This is a genomic window from Microbispora sp. ATCC PTA-5024 (assembly GCF_000511135.2).
In the GTDB taxonomy this organism is placed as follows: Bacteria; Actinomycetota; Actinomycetes; order Streptosporangiales; family Streptosporangiaceae; genus Microbispora; species Microbispora corallina.
The window spans coordinates 1,785,339-1,804,804 of record NZ_KI866522.1 but is presented as its reverse complement, the minus strand read 5'-3'; the positions used below and the strand labels follow the sequence as shown (position 1 = coordinate 1,804,804).

Genomic DNA, 19,466 nt, shown 5'->3' with positions numbered 1-19,466 from the left:
CCTGACGCGTGACCCCTGACGCGGGACTCCCGACGCGCGGACGCCGACGCGTTCAGCAGGCGGCCCGGGAGCGGAGGTAGCGGCGCTCGGCGGCGTTGCCGGTGAGCCCGGCGGCCCGCCGGTAGGCCGCCGCCGCCTCCTCCGTACGGCCGAGGCGGCGGAGCAGGTCGGCGCGCACGGCGTGGAGCACGTGGTGGCGGTCGAGGCCGTGGAGGGCGTCCACGAGCGGCAGGGCGGCGGCGGGGCCGTGCACCTCGGCCACCGCGACCGCACGGTGCAGCGCGACGACCGGCGTGGGCGTCAGGGCGGCCAGGTGGTCGTACAGGGCGAGGATCTGCGGCCAGTCGGTGCCGGCGGCGGTGGCGGCCTCGCTGTGCACGGCGTTGACGGCGGCCTGCAGCTGGTAGGGCCCGGGCCGGTCCCGGCGCAGGCACTCCCTGAGCAGCCCGCGGCCCTCCGCGATCAGCGCGCGGTCCCACAGCCCGCGGTCCTGGTCGCCGAGCCGCACCAGCTCGCCGCCGGGACCGGTGCGCGCCGGCCGCCGCGCCTCGATCAGCAGCATGAGCGCGAGCAGGCCGAGCACCTCCGGCTCGTCGGGCATCAGCGCCGCGAGCAGCCGCCCGAGCCGTACGGCCTCGGCGCTCAGGTCGTCGCGGGCGAGGTCGTCGCCCGAGCTCGCGGTGTAGCCCTCGTTGAAGATCAGGTAGACGACGGCGAGGACCGCGTGGAGGCGGTCGGGCAGATCGGCGTCGCGCGGCACCCGGTACGGGATGCCGGCGTCACGGATCTTGGCCTTGGCCCGGACGAGCCGCTGGGCCATGGTCGGTTCCGGCACGAGGAACGCGCGCGCGATCTCGGCCGTGGACAGCCCTCCGAGCAGCCGGAGCGTGAGCGCCACGCGGGCGGCGGGCGCGAGCGCCGGATGGCAGCAGGTGAAGATCAGCCGGAGCCGGTCGTCGTCCACGGGGCCCTCCTGTCCGGGATCGGGTGCGTCGCCGGGTGCGTGTACCAGCAGCGCCTCGGCGTGCCGGCCGGATCGCGTCGACTCGCGGCGCAGGCGGTCGATCGCCCGGTTGCGGGCCGTCGTGATGATCCACCCGGCCGGGCTGGGGGGCGGCCCGTCGACCGGCCAGCGCCGCACGGCCGAGGCGAACGCGTCCTGCACCGCCTCCTCGGCGAGGTCGATGTCGCCGAACACCCGGACCAGGACGGCGACCGCCCGGCCGTACTCCTTCCGGAAGATCCCCTCGATGTCGCCGCCGTTCGTGCCGCTGTTCATGCCAGGGGCCGCACCTCGACCGGCAGCGTGGCGGCGCGGGACATCCTGACGCCCCACTCGAGCGCGGCGTCGAGGTCGGGCGCGTTGATGACGGTGAAGCCGCCGAGGTGCTCCTTCCCCTCGGTGAACGGGCCGTCCGTGAGCAGCGCCTCGCCGTCGCGGTAGCGCACGACGGTCGCGCTGCTCGCCGGGCGCAGGCCGACCGAGAAGACCCAGGCGCCTGCGGCCTTCATCTCCTCGGCGAGGACGCCGAGGTCGGCCATGATCGGGGCGAGGACCTCCGGTGGCGGGGGCTCGCCGTCGGGCTGGTACACACTGAGCAGGTACTGCCGCATGTCACCTGATCCTCTCAGCTGGCCGGGCGGTAGGTCGCGACGATGACGCCGTTGGGGGCCGGCGAGGCCTCGACCAGCTCCAGCGTGCCGTACGCGTGCTCGCCCTCGGCGAACAGCCTCGTCCCGGTGCCGAGCGTGAGCGGATGGATCGCCAGCGTGTAGACGTCGACCAGACCGGCCCGGGTCAGCGACCGCACCAGTTCGCCGCTGCCGAGCACGACCAGGTCGCCCTCGACGTCGCGCTTGAGCGCGGCCACGGAATCGGCCGCGTCACCCCGCACGAGGACCGAGTTCCTCCAGGGCAGGGGCTCCAGGAGGCTCCGCGAGGCGACGTACTTGCGTCGCCGGTCGAGCACCTCGGTGAACGGGTTGCCGTCGGTCTGCTTCGGCCAGAAGCCGTGGAACTGCTCGTAGGTGCGGCGTCCGAACAGCAGCCCGCCGTCCCCGCTCATGGCCCTGCCCATGCCCATCTTCTCCGCGATGACCGGATCCGCGTACGGACGGGCCCAGCCGCCGTGCCCGAAGCCTCCCCGCGTGTCCTCGTCAGCCCCGCCCGGCGCCTGCATGACCCCGTCGAGCGTCAAGTTCTCGACCACGACGACCCTGCCCACGGTGACCTCCTCACGTCGCGGCCGGCCCTTCGCCGGCCCGTCACCAGCTATACGAACGACCCGTCCCCGGATCGACACCGCGACGGGAGGCGTCATCCGGAGGTCCGAGCCCGTCTGACCGGGACTGCGAAGTTTTCCGAAACTTTCGGAGGCAGGGTCGCGGCTTCGGCCCGCTTCGGGGATCGACGTGGATGGCAGATGCGCAGGTGGCGGCGGGAAGCGAGCCGTGTCCAGATGTCCCGTCCGCCGTGAGGTTACCGGGATGTTTCGAGAACCGTTGACAAGCACCTGACAGCGAGCCGATACTTTCGCCAGTCAACCGATAGTTTCGCTGCGACGGACGCTCCGCCGACCCGGATCGCCCCGTCGCAACCTGGTCCCCCGGCCGTCGACCGCACGACGACCGGCCCACCCCCCGCGCGCCGCACGACACCGGCGAGCGGCGGCCGCCACCCGGCCGCCCGCCACCGCCGTGGCCGTCGCGCGCCGCCCGGCCTCCGGCCGGCCCACACCAGGAGGAACACGCAGATGTACGACATCCCCATCCGCCGGAGAGGCCGCGGGCGCGGCCGTGCCGGGGTGTTCGCCCGCGCCTGCGCCGTGGCGCTGGCCATGGCCGTGGCGCTGCTGCCCGGCGTCGCCCACGCGGCGATCACCAGCAACCAGACCGGCACCAACAACGGCTACTTCTATTCGTTCTGGACCGACGGCGGCGGCTCGTCCTCCATGACGCTGGGATCCGGCGGCAACTACAGCACCTCCTGGAGCAACGTCGGCAACTTCGTGGCCGGCAAGGGCTGGAGCACCGGCGGGCGCATGAGCGTCAACTACTCCGGCAGCTTCAACCCGTCCGGCAACGCCTACCTGTCGTTGTACGGATGGACGACCAACCCGCTGGTGGAGTACTACATCGTCGACAACTGGGGCACCTACCGGCCGACCGGGACCTACAAGGGCACGGTCACCACCGACGGCGGCACCTACGACATCTACGAGACGACGCGGTACAACGCCCCCTCGATCCAGGGGAACGCGACGTTCAACCAGTACTGGAGCGTCCGGCAGTCCAAGCGCACCGGCGGCACCATCACCACCGGCAACCACTTCGACGCCTGGTCCCGCTACGGCATGAACATGGGCAACTTCAACTACATGATCCTCGCCACCGAGGGCTACCAGAGCAGCGGTAACTCCAACATCACGCTGGGCGGCTCCTCCGGTGGCGGCGGCGGCGGCGGTGGTGGCGGCGGCGGCGGTGGCGGCGGCGGGTGCACCGCGACGCTGTCCGCAGGCCAGCAGTGGAGCGACCGCTACAACCTCAACGTCTCGGTCAGCGGCTCCAGCAACTGGACCGTGACCATGAACGTCCCGTCCCCCGAGAAGATCATCGCGACCTGGAACACCAGCGCGACCTGGCCCAGCTCCCAGGTGATGGTGGCCAAGCCGAACGGCAACGGCAACACCTTCGGCGTCACCATCCAGACCAACGGCACCTGGACCTGGCCGTCGGTCTCCTGCAGCGCGAGCTGACCCACCCGGAGTCCCGTGGCGCGGCGGTCCACGACCGCCGCGCCACGGCGCTTTCCGGCGGGCGCCGCGACCGGCCGGGCCTCAGGCGCCGAGGACGGCCCCCAGGGCGGCAAGCGCCTCGGGGGCGTCGGGACCGGTGGCCCGCAGGGTGACGGACCCGCCGCCGGTCGCACCCAGGCTCATGACGGACAGGACGCTCCGCACGTCGGCCGCGCGGGAGCCGTACGAGATCGTCACGGACGAGACGTAAGCGGCGGCGACCTGGGCGAGCGTGCTCGCGGGACGCGCGTGCAGGTCCTCGGTCAGAACGATCGAGCGCTCGGCGGTCTCCGGGAGCGGCTCAGGGGGTGCGGACATGCCGTGCCTCCTCGGGCGGGACGATCGAGCGTCCAGCGGCCTGCGGGAGCGGCTCAGAGCGTGCGGACATGCCGTGCCTCCTCGGTGAGAACGATCGAGCGCCCGGCCATGTCCGGGAGCGGCTCAGAGCTTGCGGACATGCCACGCCTCCTCGGCCGCCGCGAGGACGCCGTCCAGCGAGGCCCCGCCGCCGGCCGCGACAACGGCGCTGATCGCGCCCTCGACGAACGGGACGTCGGCGATCACGACGGATCCGGGGCTCTCCAGCAACCGCGCGGTCAGCACGGAACTGCCGAGGTCGGGGATGAGCACCACCCCGTCGCCGCGGTCCACGTCCTTGATCGCCGCAGTCACCTGGTCGGGGCTGGTCCCCAGGCCGCCGTCGTCGGTGCCGCCCGCCGCCGCCAGCGGCACCCGCGCCCCGCCGATCTGCCGGGCCAGCGCGGCCACCTCGGCGGCCAGGCCGCTGCTGTGGGAGATGAGTACGATGCCAACCATTCGGTCTTCCTGAAGTTCGTTCGGCATAATCGAAAAGTGATCCAATCGGTGGAGCGCGCCGCGCTCATCCTGAAGGCTCTCGGGTCAGGCACCCCCAGACTGGGCGTCACCGAGATCGCCGAGCGGGTCGGGCTGGCCAAGCCGACCGTGCACGGCCTGCTCCGCACGCTCGCCGCGTGCGAGCTCGTCGTCCAGGACTCCGACACCGGGAAGTACGCGCTCGGGCCCGCCGTGCTCCAGCTCGGCAACGCCTACCTGGACGGCTCGGAGCTGCGGGCCAGGAGCCTGCTGTGGGCCGACTCCCTCGCCCAGCGGGTGAACGAGGCCGTCTGGGTCGCCACGCTCTCCGGGACCCGCGTGATCGTCCTGCACCACGTGTTCCGGCCAGACGACGTCGTCCAGATCCTGGAGGTCGGGGCCGCGATCCCGTGGCACGCCTGCGCGCTCGGCCACGCCATCGCCGCCCACGACCCCCGCCGCGAGGAACTGCTGTCGGACGACCTCCCCCCGCTGACCGGGCTGACCAGGACGACCCGGCCCGCCCTGGAGGAGGCGCTCGCCGAGGTGCGCCGGCGCGGCTACGCGGTCGAGGACCAGGAGGCCGCGCTCGGCGACGCGGGCGTCGCCGCCCCGGTCTTCGGCCGCGACGGCACGCCCGCAGGCGCGGTCGGCGTGGTCGGCCCGGCGGAGCGGCTGCTCGACCCCGCCCGCCGGGACGCGATCACGCTGGCCGTCCGCGAGACCGCCCGGGCGCTCTCGCGCGACCTGGGGGCGCCGCGCTCGATCTCCCCGGCGTCCCCCGGGGGCTCGGCCGCCTGACGGGCACGCCCTCATCGGGATCCGGCGGCCCTGAGCGCCCCGAGGATCAGCGCGGTCGAGGCGGCCCCCGGGTCCTCGTGCCCCACGCTGCGGGGCCCGAGGTAGCTGGCCCGCCCCTTGCGCGCCTGCAGGGGGATCGTCGCCTTGGCGCCCTCCTCCGCCGCGGCGGCCGCGGCGTCGAGCGCCTCCTCGGTCTTCAGGCCCTCCTGTACGGCCCGGGCCAGCGCCCGCACGGCCGGGGCGAGCGCGTCGACCATGGTCTTGTCGCCCTCCGCCGCCGCCCCCAGCCGCTGGACGCCTGACAAGGCCGCGTTCAGGGCGTCGGCGAGCTGGGCCGGCGACACCTCGGCCGTGTCGCCGAGCAGCTTGCCCATCTCCCGGAACGCGGTGCCGTACAGGGGGCCGGAGGCGCCGCCCACCTTGCGGATCAGCGTGGAGCCGACCAGGACGAGCAGGGCGCCCGGGGTCTGCGGGGAGGCTCCCGCCAGCGCCTCCCCGGCCGCGGCGAACCCGCGGTCGAGGTTGGCGCCGTGGTCGGCGTCGCCGATGGCGGCGTCCAGTTGGGTCAGGTGGTCGCGCTGGGCCCGCACGGCCGAGGCGATCTCCTGGATCCAGGCGGCGAAGAACTGCGTGTTCAACAGGGACTCCAGAGGGTCGAGGGCGGTCAGCGGCCCCAGCGCAGCGCCGGCGTCTCCACGGGCGCGTCCCAGAGCCGGGTGAGCTCGTCGGTCAGCGAGCAGGTCGTCACCGAGAAGCCTTGCATGTCGAGGCTGGTCACGTAGTTGCCGACCAGGCTGCGCACGGGCGTCGCCCCCTTCTCCGCGAGATAGGCGGCGACCTCGGCGAAGACGATGTAGAGCTCCAGGAGCGGGGTGCCGCCCATGCCGTTGACCAGGACGAGCGTCTCGCCGGACAGGGGGAGGTCGTCGTTGATCGCGTCCATGGCGATCCGGGCGATCTCGCGGGCCTCCCGGTGAGGGGCGCGGGTGCGGCCGGGCTCGCCGTGGATGCCGATGCCGAGCTCGATCTCGGTGTCCCCGAGCTCGAAGGTGGGCTTGCCCGCCGCGGGAACGGTGGACGGGGTCAGCGCCACGCCGAACGACCGGCTGCGGTCGTTCACCTCCTTGGCGACCCGGGCCACCTCCGCGAGCGGCGCCCCGGTCTCGGCCAGCGCTCCGGCGATCTTCTCGACGAACAGCGTGGCGCCGGTGCCCCGGCGGCCGGCGGTGTAGAGCGAGTCCTGGACGGCGACGTCGTCGTTGACCAGCACGCTGGCCACCTCGACGCCCTCGTCGCCGCTGAGCTCGGCGGCCATCTCGAAGTTGAGCACGTCACCGGTGTAGTTCTTCACGATGTGCAGCACCCCGGCGCCGCCGTCGGCGCCCTTGGTGGCCTCGATGAGCTGGTCGGGGACGGGGGAGGTGAAGACCTCGCCCGGGCAGGCGGCGTCGAGCATGCCGTACCCGACGAACCCGGCGTGGAGGGGCTCGTGCCCGGAGCCGCCGCCGGAGACCAGGCCGACCTTGCCGGGGCGGGGGGCCTGGGCGCGGAACACGACCTTGTTCTCGACGTCCACCCGGAGGGAGGGGTGGGCGGCGGCGATGCCGCGCAGCGCGTCGGTGACGACCGCGTCGACGCCGTTGATCAGTTTCTTCATGATGCCGTCCCTACTGCAGCTGTGCTCTTCACCTGTGCCTTGGTGCGTGTCGCGGCGAGCGCGGCGTACGCGGCGGCCCCGAGCAGGCCGCCCGCGAGCTCCCCGATCAGGTAGGCGGGGAACTGTTCCCATGCGACCCCGCCGCCGAACGCGGCGTCAACCAGGAAGGGGCCGGCGTACCGGGCCGGGTTGATGGCCGCGCCCGTCGCCGGTCCGACGATGATGATGATCGCGAAGACGATCGAGCCGATGGCCATGGGCGCCCACCCCGGGACGGCCCGCCGGTCGAGCACCCCGAAGATGACGAAGACCAGCATGAACGTGCCGATGCCCTCGATCAGCGTGCCCCGGGCGAAGCCGACCTGGGCGGCGTAGGCCGTCACGCCGCCCCCGGCCGCCCGGGCCGCGTCGGCGCCGAGCGTCACGAAGATGCCCAGTGCGCCCGCGACGGCCCCCGCGACCTGCGCCAGGACGTACCCCGGCACCTCGCGCCAGGGGAACCGGCCGGTGGCGGCGAGCGCGACCGTGACGGCCGGGTTGATGTGGGCGCCGGAGATGTGCCCGATGGCGTACACCGTGCCCACGATGACCAGCATGAACGCGAAGCTGATGACGCCGAGCTGCGCCATCGAGAACGGCACCCTGGTGCCGGCGGCGATGACGCCGGTGGCGGCGGCGGAGCCGGCCCCGACGTACACGAGGAAGGCCGTGCCTACCAGTTCGGCGAGGAGCTTCTGGAGGGTGGAGGGGGGTGAGTCGTTCATGGGACCGTCCCGGTGGTGAACGTCGTTCGACGATGTCGAACGGGATTTCATAGAAGTTAAATCGGGAGCCCACGCGCGTCAAGGCCCGGGCCGGACCGTGCGGTGTGGCCGCCGCATATGGCGCTCCGCCCGCGCTGTGTAGGAGGATCTGTGCGTCCTGACCGATGGGAGGCGGCATGTCGCTGTTACGGGATCTGGTGGAGGCCGTCAGAGGCGGCGGGATCGAGGTGCTCGACCTGACCGCGCCGCTGGGGGAGAAGACGCCGATCCTGACCCTGCCCGAGCCGTTCGGGCAGACCGTGCCGTTCACGTTGCAGGAGATCAGCCGGTACGACGACCGCGGCCCGGCGTGGTACTGGAACAACTTCACCACCGGCGAGCACACCGGCACGCACTTCGATGCGCCGATCCACTGGGTCACGGCGCGGGAGGGCGAGGACGTCGCCCAGGTGCCCCCGTCCCGGCTGGTCGCGCCCGCCGTGGTGCTCGACTTCGCCGCCGAGGCCGCCGCCGACCCCGACTTCCTGCTGGAGGTCGAGCACGTCGACGCCTGGGTGCGCGAGCACGGCCCGCTGCCGGACGGCGGCTGGCTGCTCTACCGCACCGGCTGGGACGCCCGTGCGAACGACCAGGCGGAGTTCCTGAACGCCGACGACACCGGCCCCCACACGCCGGGCATCTCGGTCGCGTGCGCCCGCTACCTGGCGGAGGAGACGCCCATCCTGGGGATCGGCGTCGAGACGGTCGGCACCGACGCCGGGGCCGCGCACTCCTTCGACCCCGCGTTCCCGTGCCACTCGTTCCTCCTCGGGGCCGGCAAGTACGGCCTGACCCAGCTGCGCAACCTCGACCGGCTGCCGCCGACCGGGGCGGTGATCCTCGCAGGGCCGCTGCCCATCACCGGCGGCTCCGGCAGCCCGGCCCGCGTCCTCGCGCTGGTGGAGCGGTGAACGTCGCCGAGGCCGTGGGCGCCGTCCTCGCCTCCCTCGGCGTGCGGGCCGCCTTCGGCGTCGTCGGCAGCGGGAACTTCCACGTCACCAACGCCCTGGTCGCCGGCGGCGTGCGATACGTCGCCGCCCGGCACGAGGGCGGCGCCGCGACCATGGCCGACGCCTACGCCCGGATGAGCGGCACGGTGGCCGTGCTGACGGTCCACCAGGGCCCCGGGCTCACCAACGCGCTGACCGGGATCACCGAGGCCGCCAAGAGCCGGACCCCGCTGCTCGTGCTGGCCCCCGAGGCGGCCTCGGCCCGGTCCAACTTCGCCCTCGACCAGGCCGCCCTGGCCGCCGCCGTCGGCGCCCACGGAGCCCGGGTCGGGTCGGCGGAGACGGTGGTCGACGACACCGTCATGGCCTACCTGGCGGCCCTGCTCGGCCGCCGCACGGTCGTGCTCACCCTGCCCCTCGACGTCCAGGCCGAGGAACTGCCCGAGGAGGCCGTGCACGCCGTACGGGACCTGCGGGCGGGCCCGGGCGGCGCCCACCGGGAGGCCGCGAGCCGGATAGCGGGACCGTGGGGCCTGACCTTCCCCGCCGAGCGGGACACGTCGGGGGGCGACCCGGAGGACCTGCCGGAAGAGCCGTCCGACGCGATGACCCGGCTCGCCGGGCTGCTCGCCCGCGCGGAACGGCCGGTCTTCGTCGCGGGCCGCGGCGCGCGCGGCGCCCGGCGGGAGCTGGAGGCGCTCGGCGAGCGGGTCGGCGCGCTGTTCGCCACGTCGGCCGTCGCGAAGGGCCACTTCCACGGCAGCCCCTGGGACCTGGACGTCATCGGCGGGTTCGCCTCGCCGCTGGCCGCCGAGCTGGTCCGCGGCGCCGACCTGGTGGTCGGCTGGGGCTGCTCGTTCACCATGTGGACCACCCGGCACGGTGCGCTCATCGGGCCGGACGCGACGGTCGTCCAGGTCGACCTCGATCCCGACGCCCTGGGCGTCAACCGGCCGGTCGACCTCGGGGTGATCGGCGACGTCCGGGAGACGGCCCGCGCGGTCGGGGCGCTCGTGGACGGCCTCGCCCCGGCCGGCGACCCGTCCTCCCGCGGCTACCGCAGCCCCGGGCTCGCCGAGCGCATCGCCCGCGAGGTGCGCTGGCGCGACGTGCCGTACGAGGACGCGACCGGCGGCGGGCGCATCGACCCCCGCACGCTGACGATCGGCCTCGACGACCTCCTCCCGGCGGAGCGGGTCGTGGCGGTCGACTCCGGCAACTTCATGGGGTACCCGTCGATGTTCCTCGCGGTGCCCGACGGGAGCGCCTTCTGCTTCACCCAGGCGTTCCAGGCGATCGGCCTCGGCCTCGCCACGGCCATCGGGGCGGCCCTCGCGCAGCCGGACCGGCTGCCGGTCGCCGCGCTCGGCGACGGGGGAGCGCTGATGAGCGTGGCCGAACTGGAGACCGTCGTGCGGCTCGGGCTGCCCATGGTCGTGGTGGTCTACGACGACGAGGCGTACGGCGCGGAGGTGCACCACTTCGGGCCGCACGGCTTCCCGCTGGAGACGGTCACGTTCCCGCCGGTCGACATCGCGGAGATCGCGCGGGGCTTCGGCTGCGCGGCCGTGACCGTGCGGGACGAGCGGGACCTCGGCGGGGTGGCCGAATGGCTGAAGGGCCCGCGCGACCGGCCGCTCGTGGTGCACGCCAAGGTCACCGGCGACGCGCCCTCGTGGTGGCTGGAGGAGGCGTTCCGCGGCCACTGAGGGCCCACGGGTCCGAGGGTGCGCGGCGCCGGAGGTCGGCGGCGCCGAGGCTGCGCGGCGCCGAGGCTGCGCGGCGCCGAGGCTGCGCGGCGCCGAGGCTGCGCGGCGACCGGGCTTCCTTCGAGGGGCGCGGGTTACGCTCCAGTAGGTTACGGTTCCAGGCATGGCTGAGTTCGTGTACCGGCCGGTCATCCGCACCGCGCTGACCGCCTTCAGGCTCCTCGACCTGCGCATCGGGATCGAGGGGGCCGACCGCGTCCCCCGCACGGGCGGGGCCGTGCTGGTCGCCAACCACGTCAGCTACCTCGACTTCGTCTTCGCCGGGCTGGCCGCCCTCCCCTCGGGCCGCCTGGTGCGGTTCATGGCGAAGAAGGAGGTGTTCTCCCACCCGGTCTCCGGGCCGCTCATGCGGGGCATGCGCCATATCCCGGTGGACCGGTCGGCCGGCGCGGACGCCTTCCAGGCGGCCGTACGGGCGCTGGAGGCGGGCGAGGTGGTGGGCAACTTCGCCGAGGCGACGATCAGCCGGTCGTTCACGGTCAAGGACATCAAGAACGGGCCGATCCGCATGGCGGCCGAGGCCGGGGTGCCGCTGATCCCCGTGGCGCTGTGGGGCGGGCAGCGGCTCTGGACCAAGGGGCGGCCCCGCCGGCTGCTGCAGCGTCATGTGCCGATCACGATCCTGGTGGGGGAGCCCACGCACCCGGCCCCCGGCGACGACGTCGCCGAGCTCACGGCCGGCCTGCGCCGCCGCATGTCCGCCCTGCTCGACGAGGCCCAGCGGGCCTACCCCGACCAGCCCAAGGGCGTGTGGTGGCAGCCCGCCCACCTCGGCGGCACCGCGCCCACCCCGGAGGAGGCGGCCGCCCTCGACGCGGAGGGCAGGCGTCCGAGGGCGTAGCGCGCGGCCTAGGGTCGAGTCATGGAACGGATGACAGACGCCGAGTGGCGGGCGTTCGCCGCGGAGGGGACCCGGACCGGCAAGCTGGGGATCACGCGGGCCGGCGGACGGCCGCACGTGACGCCCGTCTGGTTCGCGCTCGACGGGGACGACGTGGTGTTCACCACCCACGAGTCCGGCGTGAAGGCCAAGGTGCTGCGCCGCGACCCCCGCGCGACCCTCTGCGTCGACGACCAGCGGCCACCCTACTCGTACGTCATGATCGAGGGGGAGGCGGCGCTGTCGGCCGATCCGGAGGAACTGCGGCACTGGGCGACCGTGATCGGCGGCCGGTACATGGGCGAGGAGCGGGCCCGGGAGTACGGCGAGCGCAACGGAGTCCCGGGGGAGTTCCTCGTGCGGCTCCGGATCGGCAAGGTGATCGCGTACCGGGACGTCGCGAGCTGATCGCCGAGGCGTGTCGCTCGGCGCCCGCTGTCGTGTAAGCATGTAATAAGGAGGTGCTTCGTGAAGGTTGGACTGCAGATCCCCGATTTCACGTATCCCGGCGGGCCCCCGACGCTCGGGGCCGACCTGGCGGCCATCGCTCGGACCGCCGACGACGCCGGCTTCGCCACCATCGCGGTGATGGACCACTTCTTCCAGATCGGCGTGGTCGGGCCGCCCGAGAACGACATGCTGGAGGCCTACACGACGCTCGGCTACCTGGCCGGCCACACGTCCCGCGCCAAGCTGCTCACGCTCGTCACCGGGACCGTCTACCGGCTGCCCGGCCTGCTGGCCAAGACGATCAGCACGCTCGACGTGCTGTCCGGCGGCCGCTCCTGGCTCGGCATCGGCGCGGCGTGGAACGAGGAGGAGTCCCGCGGCCTGGGCTTCCCGTTCCCGCCGGTCGCCGAGCGGTTCGAGCGGCTCGAGGAGACGATCCAGATCTGCCTGCGGATGTGGGCGGGCGACGAGCAGCCGTACACCGGGCGGCACTACCAGCTGGAGCGGCCGCTCAACCGGCCGCAGCCGCTGACCCGCCCGCACCCGCCGATCCTGATCGGGGGCGGCGGCGAGAAGAAGACGCTGCGCCTGGTGGCGCGGTACGCCCAGGCCTGCAACCTGTTCCCGACGCCGGACCTCGCCAGGAAGCTCGACGTGCTGCGCGCCCACTGCGAGGCGGAGGGCCGCGACTACGACGACATCGTGAAGACGGTCTACTACCGGTTCGACGCGGGGGAGAAGGGCGAGAACGCCCAGCGGATCGTCGACGACCTGGGCCGGCTCGCCGAGCTCGGCTTCGGGGAGGCGCTCGGCGCCGTGCAGGACGCCCACCGGCTGGAACCGCTGGAGGTCATCGGCTCCGAGGTCATCCCGGCCGTCGCGTCCCTCTGACCGCGGGACGCGGAGGGGGCGGCGGTCTCCGCCGCCCCCTGCCGTAACTGCGCGGTACGGCCGTCCGCGTTCCGGCGGTCCGGTCACGAAAGGTGCGGCCCCGCAGCGGCGGTGTCAGGCGTGCTCACTTGTCGCCGGAGCCGGGTTCGGACATGCGGCGGTGCATGGCCGCCTTCACGGTCTCGGGCGTGACCTTGCTCGCCGCGCCCTGGACCTTGTTCATGAACGAGCCGGCGATCACCCGGTCGTCGCCCTTCATCAGCGCGTCGAAGCCCTGACGGGCCACCTCGGCGGGGTCGTCCTTCGAGCCGGACCCGACCTTGGTGTCCTCCATGCCGGCCCGCTCGAAGAACTTGGTGTCGGTCGGGCCGGGGAGCAGCGCCGTGACCGTGACCCCGGAGTCCTTCAGCTCGTTGCGGATCGCCTGCGAGAACGACTGGACGAACGCCTTGGAGGCGGCGTAGACGGCCTCGAACGGCCCGGGCATCAGCCCGGCGATCGAGGAGGTGAACAGGATCCTCCCCTCGCCCCGGTCGACCATGCCCTCGGCCACGCGCTTGGCGAGGTGGACGGCGGAGGTCACGTTGAGCTCGATGACCCTGAGCTCGTCCCGCAGCGAGGTGCCGCCGGCGAACGCGCCGCCCGCGCCCACGCCCGCGTTGATCGCGACCGCGTCGAGCGGCCGCCCGGCGGAGGTGCTCTCGGCGTAGACCCGCTCCACCTCGTCGTACTCGGTGAGGTCGGCAGGCACCGCGGTCACCCGGCCGCCGTACTCCTCGAGGGACAGCGCGGCGGAGGCGAGCTCGGCGTCCTCGGCGGTGATCACGAGGTCGTACCCGTGCTGGGCGAACTGCCGGGCGAGCTCGAGGCCGATGCCGCTCGAGGCTCCGGTCACGAGCGCGAGCGGCCTGGTCGGTGTCGTCATGTCGTGCTCCCTATGGTTGCGTTGCTGCCTGCGCCGTCCCCCGCCGGCGGAGCCGGTTGAGGGCCAGGGCCAGCGTGGCGCCGTACACCACGTGGCCCGCCGCCATCACGGCCGGGCGGCCCGGCTCGGGGTCGCGGGAGATCGGCGGAAGGATGTCCATGGCCGGGACCCAGCCCTCGTAGCTGGTCACCCAGATCAGCAGGCCGTAGCCCACGCCGAGCGGCAGCCGGACGCGGCCGTCCCGGGCCAGCAGCCCGAGCAGCGCGCCGGATCCCATGCCGAAGGCCAGATGGGCGCCGGCGCCGAGGGCCTTCTCGCCCCTCTTGGGGCGTCGCCGGTGGCCGGGGAGGGCCGCCCGGACGATGTGCCTGGGCGGCTGGCCCGGCAGCAGACCGGCCCGCTCGCCGGCGAGCATCACCGCGCTCATCGCGCCGGTGGCGAGCAGGCCGGCCGCGGCGCCGCGGGCGACGTGGCGGATCACCGGGATCACTGCCGCTCCTCCTGTCTTGTCGTGAGGGGGCGTCACCGCCGCGTGGACAGATGTCCGGCGAGCGCCGCGGGGTCGGCGACGGTCACGGTGAGCCCGGGATGGCGCAGCAGCCCGAACGGGTCGCCGCCGCGCACGGGCTCGCGGAAGCGGACGCACAGCCCGCTCCGCGTGTTGGTGGCGAACGTGAGCCCCCGGTCGGCGAGGGACACGTGCGCGCCGATCGCCTTCCACGGCGTGTACGGCCCGGTCGTCTCCGCCCCCACGACGTTGTCCAGGGACGTCTCGACCACCCAGGGCCCGAAGCGGACCCGCAGGGTGTCCCGGCCGACCAGCACTCCCGCCGTGGCGGGCGTCACGCCCAGGACCGTCAGCACGGGCGAGTAACGCGGGTCGAAGTCGAACAGGAAGCGCTCCCGCTTCCCCGGCCGTTCGTTGTCGCTCATCGCCGCCTCCGCTCCTCGGTCGCGCGGCGCCGGGACGCCCCGGGCCGTACGGGTGCCGTCACGGCGGCCTGGGAGGGACGTGCCGCGGCGGCGTACGGGCGCCATACCCTCCTCCGGCGGGCCAAACGGGAACCGCGCGGATCGGCCGTCGACGCCGAAGCCGCCGTGGCGGGACGCGCGGGGCCACGGTGGGACGCGCGAAGCCCCGGCCGGGCGGCCGGGGCTTCGCGGCGGTGCGTGCCCGCGTCACGCGTGCGGTCCGTGGCCCGAGGTGGGCGGGGTGTGCCCGCGTCACGCGTGCGGTGCGTGCCCCTGCCGGGACGGCGCGGGCGGTCAGTCGGTGGTCAGCGCGTCCACCAGGTCGCCCACCGGCGAGTCGGGGAGGGCGCGGGCCACGTCGGCCAGCGCCACGATGCCGACCAGGCGGTGGCCGTCGATGACCGGCAGCCGCCGGACCTTGTACGAGGCCATCGTGCGCAGGATCTCCGCCGCGTCGTCGTCGGCGCCGATGGTGACGGCCTCGCCCTGGGCGAGCTCGCCGGCCAGGCACGACTTCGGGTCCCTGCCCTTGGCCAGGACCTTCACCACGATGTCGCGGTCGGTCAGCATGCCCTTGAGGCGGTCGTCGGTGCCGCAGATCGGCAGGGAGCCGACGTCGAGGCGGGCCATCTTCGCGGCGGCGTCGAGGACGCTCTCGTCCTCGTTCACGCACTCCGCGCCGGGGGTCATGATCTCGCGTGCGACCGTCATGTCACTCCTTCCGTCCGAAATGGTGCGGAATCCGGCTACCCCTCATCCCCCGCCGTACACGGCACCGTTCGGTTTGTTCCAGTCGATCGTGGGATACGTAGAATCAGCTGTGAATACCGTGACGCGGAACAACGTTCGGATCCTGGGCCGGCCCGACGGGCGCCCGATGATGTTCGCGCACGGGTTCGGATGCGACCAGAACATGTGGCGGCTGGTCGTCCCCGCCTTCGCCGGCGACCACAGGATCATCCTGTTCGACTACGTCGGGGCCGGCGGCTCCGACCTGTCGGCCTACTCGCCCGACCGCTACTCGTCCCTCGACGGCTACGTCCGGGACGTCCTGGAGATCTGCGCGGAGCTGGACCTCACCGACGTCGTCTTCGTCGGCCACTCCGTGAGCGCCATGATCGGCGCGCTGGCCTCGATCCGCGAGCCCCACCGCTTCGGGGCGCTGGTCCTCGTCGGCCCCTCGCCCCGCTACATCGACGACGAGGGATACACGGGCGGGTTCACCGAGGACGACATCGAGGACCTGCTGGAGTCCCTCGACAGCAACTACCTCGGCTGGTCCGGTCAGATGGCCCCGGTCATCATGGGCAACCCCGACCGCCCCGAGCTGGGGGCGGAGCTGACCAACAGCTTCTGCCGCACCGATCCGGAGATCGCCAAGCGGTTCGCGCGGGTGACGTTCCTGTCGGACAACCGGGCCGACCTGCCCAAGGTGTCCGTGCCCACGCTCGTGCTGCAGTGCTCGGCCGACGTGATCGCCCCCGTCGAGGTCGGGCGGTACGTCCACGAGGCGATCCCCGGCAGCGAGCTGGTGCTGATGCGGGCGACCGGGCACTGCCCCAACCTGAGCGCGCCGGAGGAGACCGCGGCGGCCGTCCGCGCGTTCCTGCCGGCCGCCGGGTGAGCGGCCACTCCTCGGCCGAGCCCGGGGCCGCCGACGGCGACTTCGAGGACCTGTACGAGGACGCCCCCTGCGGCCTCATCTCGACGCTGGCCGACGGCACGATCGTCCGGGTCAACCGCACGCTGCTGGAGATGACGGGGTACCGCCGGGACCAGCTCGCCGGGCGCGTGCGGGTGCACAGCCTGCTCTCCGCGGGCGACCGCATCTTCTACGAGACCCACTTCGCCCCCCTGCTGGCGCTGCAGTCCGTGGTCCGGGAGATCGCGGTGGACCTGAAGCTCGCCGGGGGCGGCCGGCTCCCCGTGCTGCTGAACGCGGTGATGCGGCAGGAGGCGCCGGACCGGCCGGCCCTCGTCCGGATCGCCGTCTTCGCCGCGACCGACCGGCGGGAGTACGAGCGGGAGTTGCTGCGGGCCCGCCAGCGGGCCGAGCGCTCCGAGGCCGAGGCGCGCGAGCTGGCCCGCACGCTCCAGCGCAGCTTCATCCCCCCGGCGCTGCCCGACATCCCCGGGCTGGAGGTGGCCGGCGCGTTCCGTCCCGCCGGCGAGGGCGACGAGGTCGGCGGCGACTTCTACGACATGTACGAGATGGTCGACGGCTGGGCGCTCGCCCTCGGCGACGTGTGCGGCAAGGGGGTCGAGGCCGCCGTCGTCACCACCCTCGCCCGCTACACCCTGCGCGCCGCGCCCGTGCGCGAGCCCAACCCCTCGGCGATCCTCGCGACGCTCAACCGCGCCCTGCTGGACGGGCACGCCGGACGGTGCGTGACGGCGGTGTACGCCCAGGTCCGGCCCATGCCGGGCGGGTGCTTCCGCCTCACGCTCTGCCTCGGCGGCCACCCGCCGGGCCTGCACCTGTCCGGCGGCGTCGTGCGCCCGGTCGGCCGCCCCGGCACCATGCTCGGCGTCCTGCCGCACGTGCGGCTGGCGGACGCCGAGGTCGACCTGGTCCCCGGCGACGTCGTCGTCTTCTACACGGACGGCGTGGTCGAGGGGCGCGACGACGGCGGCTTCTTCGGCGAGGAGCGGGTGGAGTCGCTGCTGCTGGAGTGCCGGTCCGCCAGCGCCGAGCGGATCGCCGCCCGGCTCACGGGCGAGGTCGTGGACTTCCAGTCCGGCCTGCCGCGCGACGACATCGCGGTGGTCGTGCTCAAGATCCCGTAGCCGGGGTCCTCCGGGCGCTCACGGCGACGGGGTGGGCGACGGGGTGGGCGACGGTGTGGGCGAGGCCGAGGGCCAGGGGGAGTAGGTGGCCCGCCAGTTCGTCGGGGGCAGCACGGGGACCTGCACCGTCGTGCTCCCCGCGTGCTCGAACGTCAGCCGCATAGGGATCGCGGTGCCGCTCCGCAGCGGCCTGAGGAGGCCGGTCATCAGCGCCTGCGGCGTCGGCGTCGCCCCGACGAACCCGTTCGGAGGGACGGTGAGACCGCCGGCGGGCAGGGTCGCCCCCTGGAACACGCCGGGCGCGCTCACCGACACCAGCCTGTCGGCCGCCGCGCCGCCGTTCAGCAGGGCGAGGTACATCGGGACGGAGGTCCCCGGCTGGAGCGGCCGCCCTGGAGGCCCGCCGATCAGGAAGGCGTTCCTGAGCATGACCCGCCCGAGGTCGGCGTTGGCGCCCTCGTTCTGCGGGATCACCTGACTGTTGTCGTCCTGCTTGAGGTCGGAGCAGGCGGGCGCCGTCAGGGCGGCGGCCGCGAGGACCGCGGTGAGGATCGGGCGCATGGCGACCTCGGCTCGGTAGTCCTGTCCGGTCCGGCAGGCGTACCCCGTCCACGCCGCCTCTACCGCGAGGACGGCCCGCGCGATCCGGGGGAGGCCTGCCAGGACGGGGACGTCGCTGTGATGTGATCGGGGCCGTACGACATCGAGGAGGAGAACGAGATGATCTTCATCGCCGCGAAGTTCCGGGTGCTGCCGGAGTACGCCGACCGGTGGCCCGAGATCGCGGGTGAGTTCACCCGGGCCACCCGGGCCGAGCCGGGCTGCCTGTGGTTCGACTGGTCGCGCAGCGTCGAGGACCCCGAGGAGTACGTGCTGGTGGAGGCCTTCCGGGACGACGAGGCGGGCGCCGCCCACGTCGGGTCGGAGCATTTCCGGCAGGCCCAGCGGACCCTGCCCGCCCACCTCGCGGAGACGCCCCGGATCGTCAACACCACGATCCCGCAGGACGACTGGTCGCTCCTCGGCGAGATGGCCGTCGACCGGGCCTGACCCGGAGACCGAACCCGAGACCTGGAGACCCGGCCCGGGGATCTGCGGCGGGCGGGCGTCGCGGACGGACCGCCCCGCCGTTGTCCCCGGCTTCGGCGCGTCGTATCGTCGACTGTATGACCGGATTCGTCGATCCGGTCACGAGGGAGGCGTCGTGACGGAGGCCGACCGGCGGGCGGCCGCCCCCGCGGGCGCGGGGCGCGACCGGCGGACCGAGTGGATCCTGGACGCGGCCGGGGAGCTGCTGGTCTCCCGCGGGTACCGGCGGGTGACGATCGAGGAGGTCGCCCGGCGCGCCGGGGTCGGCAAGGGCACGGTCTACCTGCACTTCCCCGGCAAGGAGCTGCTCTTCCTGACCGTGCTGATGCGGGCCCAGAGCCGGATGATCGACCGATTAGTCCGGCAGGCGGGGGACGACCCCTCGGCCGTCCTGCTGAGCAGCGTGGCCAGGTCGGCGTACCTGTGGGTGCACGAGGAGCCGATCGTCCGCGCCGTGCTCATCGGGGATGTGGAGACGCTGGGCACGCTGAGCAGGAGCGCCGCCCGGGACACCGGCGACCTGCTGACCGTGCGCGAGCGGACCGTCGACGCCCACTTCTCCGCGCTGCGCGAGCACGGCCTCGTCCGCGACGACCAGCCGCTGGAGCTGCAGCGGCACGCGTACGAGGCGATCCTGACCGGGTACCTCATGATCGAGCCGATGACGCCGGGCGCGGCGCCCGACGTTCGCGCCGCCGCCGGCATGCTCGCCCACGTCGTCCGCTCGGCCTTCGAGATCCCCGGCGACCCGGGGGCCGCGCGGGCCGCGGCGCCCCGCGTCGCCGCCGCCTACCGGCGCCTGCTCGACCGCCTGCACGAGGAGATGCGCAGGCGGACACTCATCTGACCAGCCTCTGGAGGGCA

Annotated in this window: 24 protein-coding genes; 11 read left to right on the top strand and 13 right to left on the bottom strand. The window is 73.7% G+C overall.

Annotated elements, in window-relative coordinates; translation table 11 throughout:
• Nucleotides 1–52: 52 nt before the first annotated feature.
• The 3 genes from MPTA5024_RS07950 to MPTA5024_RS07940 are packed head-to-tail and all read right to left on the bottom strand — an operon-like array spanning nucleotide 53 to nucleotide 2,225.
• Entirely contained in the window at nucleotides 53–1,279 is a 1,227-nt protein-coding gene (locus tag MPTA5024_RS07950) for an RNA polymerase sigma factor (RefSeq protein WP_036321161.1), read from the bottom strand.
• On the bottom strand, nucleotides 1,276–1,614 hold the full coding sequence (locus MPTA5024_RS07945; protein WP_036321160.1) for a YciI family protein: 339 nt from the start codon (nucleotides 1,612–1,614) through the stop codon (nucleotides 1,276–1,278). The genes MPTA5024_RS07950 and MPTA5024_RS07945 overlap by 4 nt, the downstream gene beginning before the upstream one ends.
• 14 nt (nucleotides 1,615–1,628) lie before the next feature.
• Nucleotides 1,629–2,225 (bottom strand): dihydrofolate reductase family protein, encoded by a 597-nt coding sequence (locus tag MPTA5024_RS07940; RefSeq protein ID WP_036321159.1) that lies wholly within the window; start codon nucleotides 2,223–2,225, stop codon nucleotides 1,629–1,631.
• Nucleotides 2,226–2,753: 528 nt separating this feature from the next.
• Between MPTA5024_RS07940 and MPTA5024_RS07935 the strand changes: the two genes are divergently transcribed.
• Nucleotides 2,754–3,755, top strand: a complete 1,002-nt coding sequence (locus tag MPTA5024_RS07935) for a glycoside hydrolase family 11 protein (RefSeq protein WP_036321157.1) — start codon at nucleotides 2,754–2,756, stop codon at nucleotides 3,753–3,755.
• Nucleotides 3,756–3,836: 81 nt separating this feature from the next.
• Here the strand turns inward: MPTA5024_RS07935 and MPTA5024_RS07930 are convergent, their stop codons facing one another.
• Together MPTA5024_RS07930 and dhaM are read right to left on the bottom strand one after the other, a co-directional pair.
• Entirely contained in the window at nucleotides 3,837–4,112 is a 276-nt protein-coding gene (locus tag MPTA5024_RS07930) for an HPr family phosphocarrier protein (RefSeq protein ID WP_051457836.1), read from the bottom strand.
• A gap of 123 nt (nucleotides 4,113–4,235) precedes the next feature.
• On the bottom strand, nucleotides 4,236–4,610 hold the full coding sequence (gene dhaM / locus MPTA5024_RS07925; RefSeq protein WP_036321155.1) for a dihydroxyacetone kinase phosphoryl donor subunit DhaM: 375 nt from the start codon (nucleotides 4,608–4,610) through the stop codon (nucleotides 4,236–4,238).
• Nucleotides 4,611–4,646: 36 nt separating this feature from the next.
• Between dhaM and MPTA5024_RS07920 the strand changes: the two genes are divergently transcribed.
• Nucleotides 4,647–5,429, top strand: coding sequence for an IclR family transcriptional regulator (locus tag MPTA5024_RS07920; protein WP_051457835.1), 783 nt, complete (start codon nucleotides 4,647–4,649; stop codon nucleotides 5,427–5,429).
• An 11-nt stretch (nucleotides 5,430–5,440) separates the two neighbouring features.
• Here the strand turns inward: MPTA5024_RS07920 and dhaL are convergent, their stop codons facing one another.
• Genes dhaL through MPTA5024_RS07905 form a run of 3 tightly spaced genes read right to left on the bottom strand, consistent with a single transcriptional unit; the run spans nucleotide 5,441 to nucleotide 7,850 of the window.
• On the bottom strand, nucleotides 5,441–6,067 hold the full coding sequence (gene dhaL / locus MPTA5024_RS07915) for a dihydroxyacetone kinase subunit DhaL (protein ID WP_036321154.1): 627 nt from the start codon (nucleotides 6,065–6,067) through the stop codon (nucleotides 5,441–5,443).
• Nucleotides 6,068–6,093: 26 nt separating this feature from the next.
• The gene (dhaK, locus tag MPTA5024_RS07910) at nucleotides 6,094–7,086 is read right to left on the bottom strand and encodes a dihydroxyacetone kinase subunit DhaK (protein WP_036321152.1); all 993 of its coding nucleotides are present in this window, start codon (nucleotides 7,084–7,086) and stop codon (nucleotides 6,094–6,096) included.
• Nucleotides 7,083–7,850, bottom strand: a complete 768-nt coding sequence (locus MPTA5024_RS07905) for an MIP/aquaporin family protein (protein ID WP_036321149.1) — start codon at nucleotides 7,848–7,850, stop codon at nucleotides 7,083–7,085. Before MPTA5024_RS07905 ends, dhaK begins: the two co-directional genes overlap by 4 nt.
• A gap of 176 nt (nucleotides 7,851–8,026) precedes the next feature.
• Here MPTA5024_RS07905 and MPTA5024_RS07900 point away from each other — a divergent pair, with 176 nt between their 5' ends.
• From MPTA5024_RS07900 to MPTA5024_RS07880, 5 genes are all read left to right on the top strand, one after another.
• Nucleotides 8,027–8,800, top strand: coding sequence for a cyclase family protein (locus tag MPTA5024_RS07900; RefSeq protein WP_036323591.1), 774 nt, complete (start codon nucleotides 8,027–8,029; stop codon nucleotides 8,798–8,800).
• The gene (locus tag MPTA5024_RS07895) at nucleotides 8,797–10,548 is read left to right on the top strand and encodes a thiamine pyrophosphate-binding protein (RefSeq protein WP_036321147.1); all 1,752 of its coding nucleotides are present in this window, start codon (nucleotides 8,797–8,799) and stop codon (nucleotides 10,546–10,548) included. Before MPTA5024_RS07900 ends, MPTA5024_RS07895 begins: the two co-directional genes overlap by 4 nt.
• A gap of 163 nt (nucleotides 10,549–10,711) precedes the next feature.
• Nucleotides 10,712–11,449 (top strand): lysophospholipid acyltransferase family protein, encoded by a 738-nt coding sequence (locus MPTA5024_RS07890; RefSeq protein ID WP_036321145.1) that lies wholly within the window; start codon nucleotides 10,712–10,714, stop codon nucleotides 11,447–11,449.
• 21 nt (nucleotides 11,450–11,470) lie between these two features.
• A complete protein-coding gene (locus tag MPTA5024_RS07885; RefSeq protein ID WP_036321143.1) occupies nucleotides 11,471–11,896 on the top strand; it encodes a PPOX class F420-dependent oxidoreductase in 426 nt (141 codons plus the stop codon).
• A gap of 60 nt (nucleotides 11,897–11,956) precedes the next feature.
• Nucleotides 11,957–12,829: an LLM class F420-dependent oxidoreductase gene (locus tag MPTA5024_RS07880; protein ID WP_036321141.1), complete on the top strand. Its 873-nt coding sequence runs from the start codon at nucleotides 11,957–11,959 to the stop codon at nucleotides 12,827–12,829.
• Nucleotides 12,830–12,953: 124 nt separating this feature from the next.
• Here MPTA5024_RS07880 and MPTA5024_RS07875 read toward each other — a convergent pair whose 3' ends face one another.
• The 4 genes from MPTA5024_RS07875 to MPTA5024_RS07860 all read right to left on the bottom strand — a co-directional run bounded on the left by MPTA5024_RS07875 (nucleotide 12,954) and on the right by MPTA5024_RS07860 (nucleotide 15,437).
• Complete coding sequence (locus MPTA5024_RS07875) at nucleotides 12,954–13,754, bottom strand: SDR family NAD(P)-dependent oxidoreductase (RefSeq protein ID WP_036321139.1); 801 nt, start codon at nucleotides 13,752–13,754, stop codon at nucleotides 12,954–12,956.
• A 10-nt stretch (nucleotides 13,755–13,764) separates the two neighbouring features.
• Entirely contained in the window at nucleotides 13,765–14,244 is a 480-nt protein-coding gene (locus tag MPTA5024_RS07870) for a DUF1440 domain-containing protein (RefSeq protein WP_232326286.1), read from the bottom strand.
• 32 nt (nucleotides 14,245–14,276) lie between these two features.
• Nucleotides 14,277–14,687 carry a hypothetical protein gene (locus tag MPTA5024_RS07865; protein ID WP_036321137.1) on the bottom strand — a complete coding sequence of 137 codons (411 nt, stop codon included), beginning with the start codon at nucleotides 14,685–14,687 and terminating at the stop codon, nucleotides 14,277–14,279.
• A 333-nt stretch (nucleotides 14,688–15,020) separates the two neighbouring features.
• Nucleotides 15,021–15,437: a CBS domain-containing protein gene (locus MPTA5024_RS07860; RefSeq protein ID WP_036321135.1), complete on the bottom strand. Its 417-nt coding sequence runs from the start codon at nucleotides 15,435–15,437 to the stop codon at nucleotides 15,021–15,023.
• Between the two features lie 118 nt (nucleotides 15,438–15,555).
• On the opposite strand from MPTA5024_RS07860, the gene MPTA5024_RS07855 reads away from it, so the two are divergent.
• Both MPTA5024_RS07855 and MPTA5024_RS07850 read left to right on the top strand, forming a co-directional pair.
• Nucleotides 15,556–16,350, top strand: a complete 795-nt coding sequence (locus tag MPTA5024_RS07855) for an alpha/beta fold hydrolase (RefSeq protein ID WP_332310601.1) — start codon at nucleotides 15,556–15,558, stop codon at nucleotides 16,348–16,350.
• A complete protein-coding gene (locus MPTA5024_RS07850; protein WP_051457834.1) occupies nucleotides 16,347–17,513 on the top strand; it encodes a PP2C family protein-serine/threonine phosphatase in 1,167 nt (388 codons plus the stop codon). The genes MPTA5024_RS07855 and MPTA5024_RS07850 overlap by 4 nt, the downstream gene beginning before the upstream one ends.
• 18 nt (nucleotides 17,514–17,531) lie before the next feature.
• Here the strand turns inward: MPTA5024_RS07850 and MPTA5024_RS07845 are convergent, their stop codons facing one another.
• Nucleotides 17,532–18,074, bottom strand: a complete 543-nt coding sequence (locus tag MPTA5024_RS07845; protein WP_051457833.1) for a copper chaperone PCu(A)C — start codon at nucleotides 18,072–18,074, stop codon at nucleotides 17,532–17,534.
• 159 nt (nucleotides 18,075–18,233) lie between these two features.
• On the opposite strand from MPTA5024_RS07845, the gene MPTA5024_RS07840 reads away from it, so the two are divergent.
• Together MPTA5024_RS07840 and MPTA5024_RS07835 are read left to right on the top strand one after the other, a co-directional pair.
• Nucleotides 18,234–18,563 (top strand): putative quinol monooxygenase, encoded by a 330-nt coding sequence (locus MPTA5024_RS07840; protein WP_036321131.1) that lies wholly within the window; start codon nucleotides 18,234–18,236, stop codon nucleotides 18,561–18,563.
• A 154-nt stretch (nucleotides 18,564–18,717) separates the two neighbouring features.
• Entirely contained in the window at nucleotides 18,718–19,449 is a 732-nt protein-coding gene (locus tag MPTA5024_RS07835) for a TetR/AcrR family transcriptional regulator (RefSeq protein WP_036321130.1), read from the top strand.
• The last annotated feature ends 17 nt before the right edge of the window (nucleotides 19,450–19,466 follow it).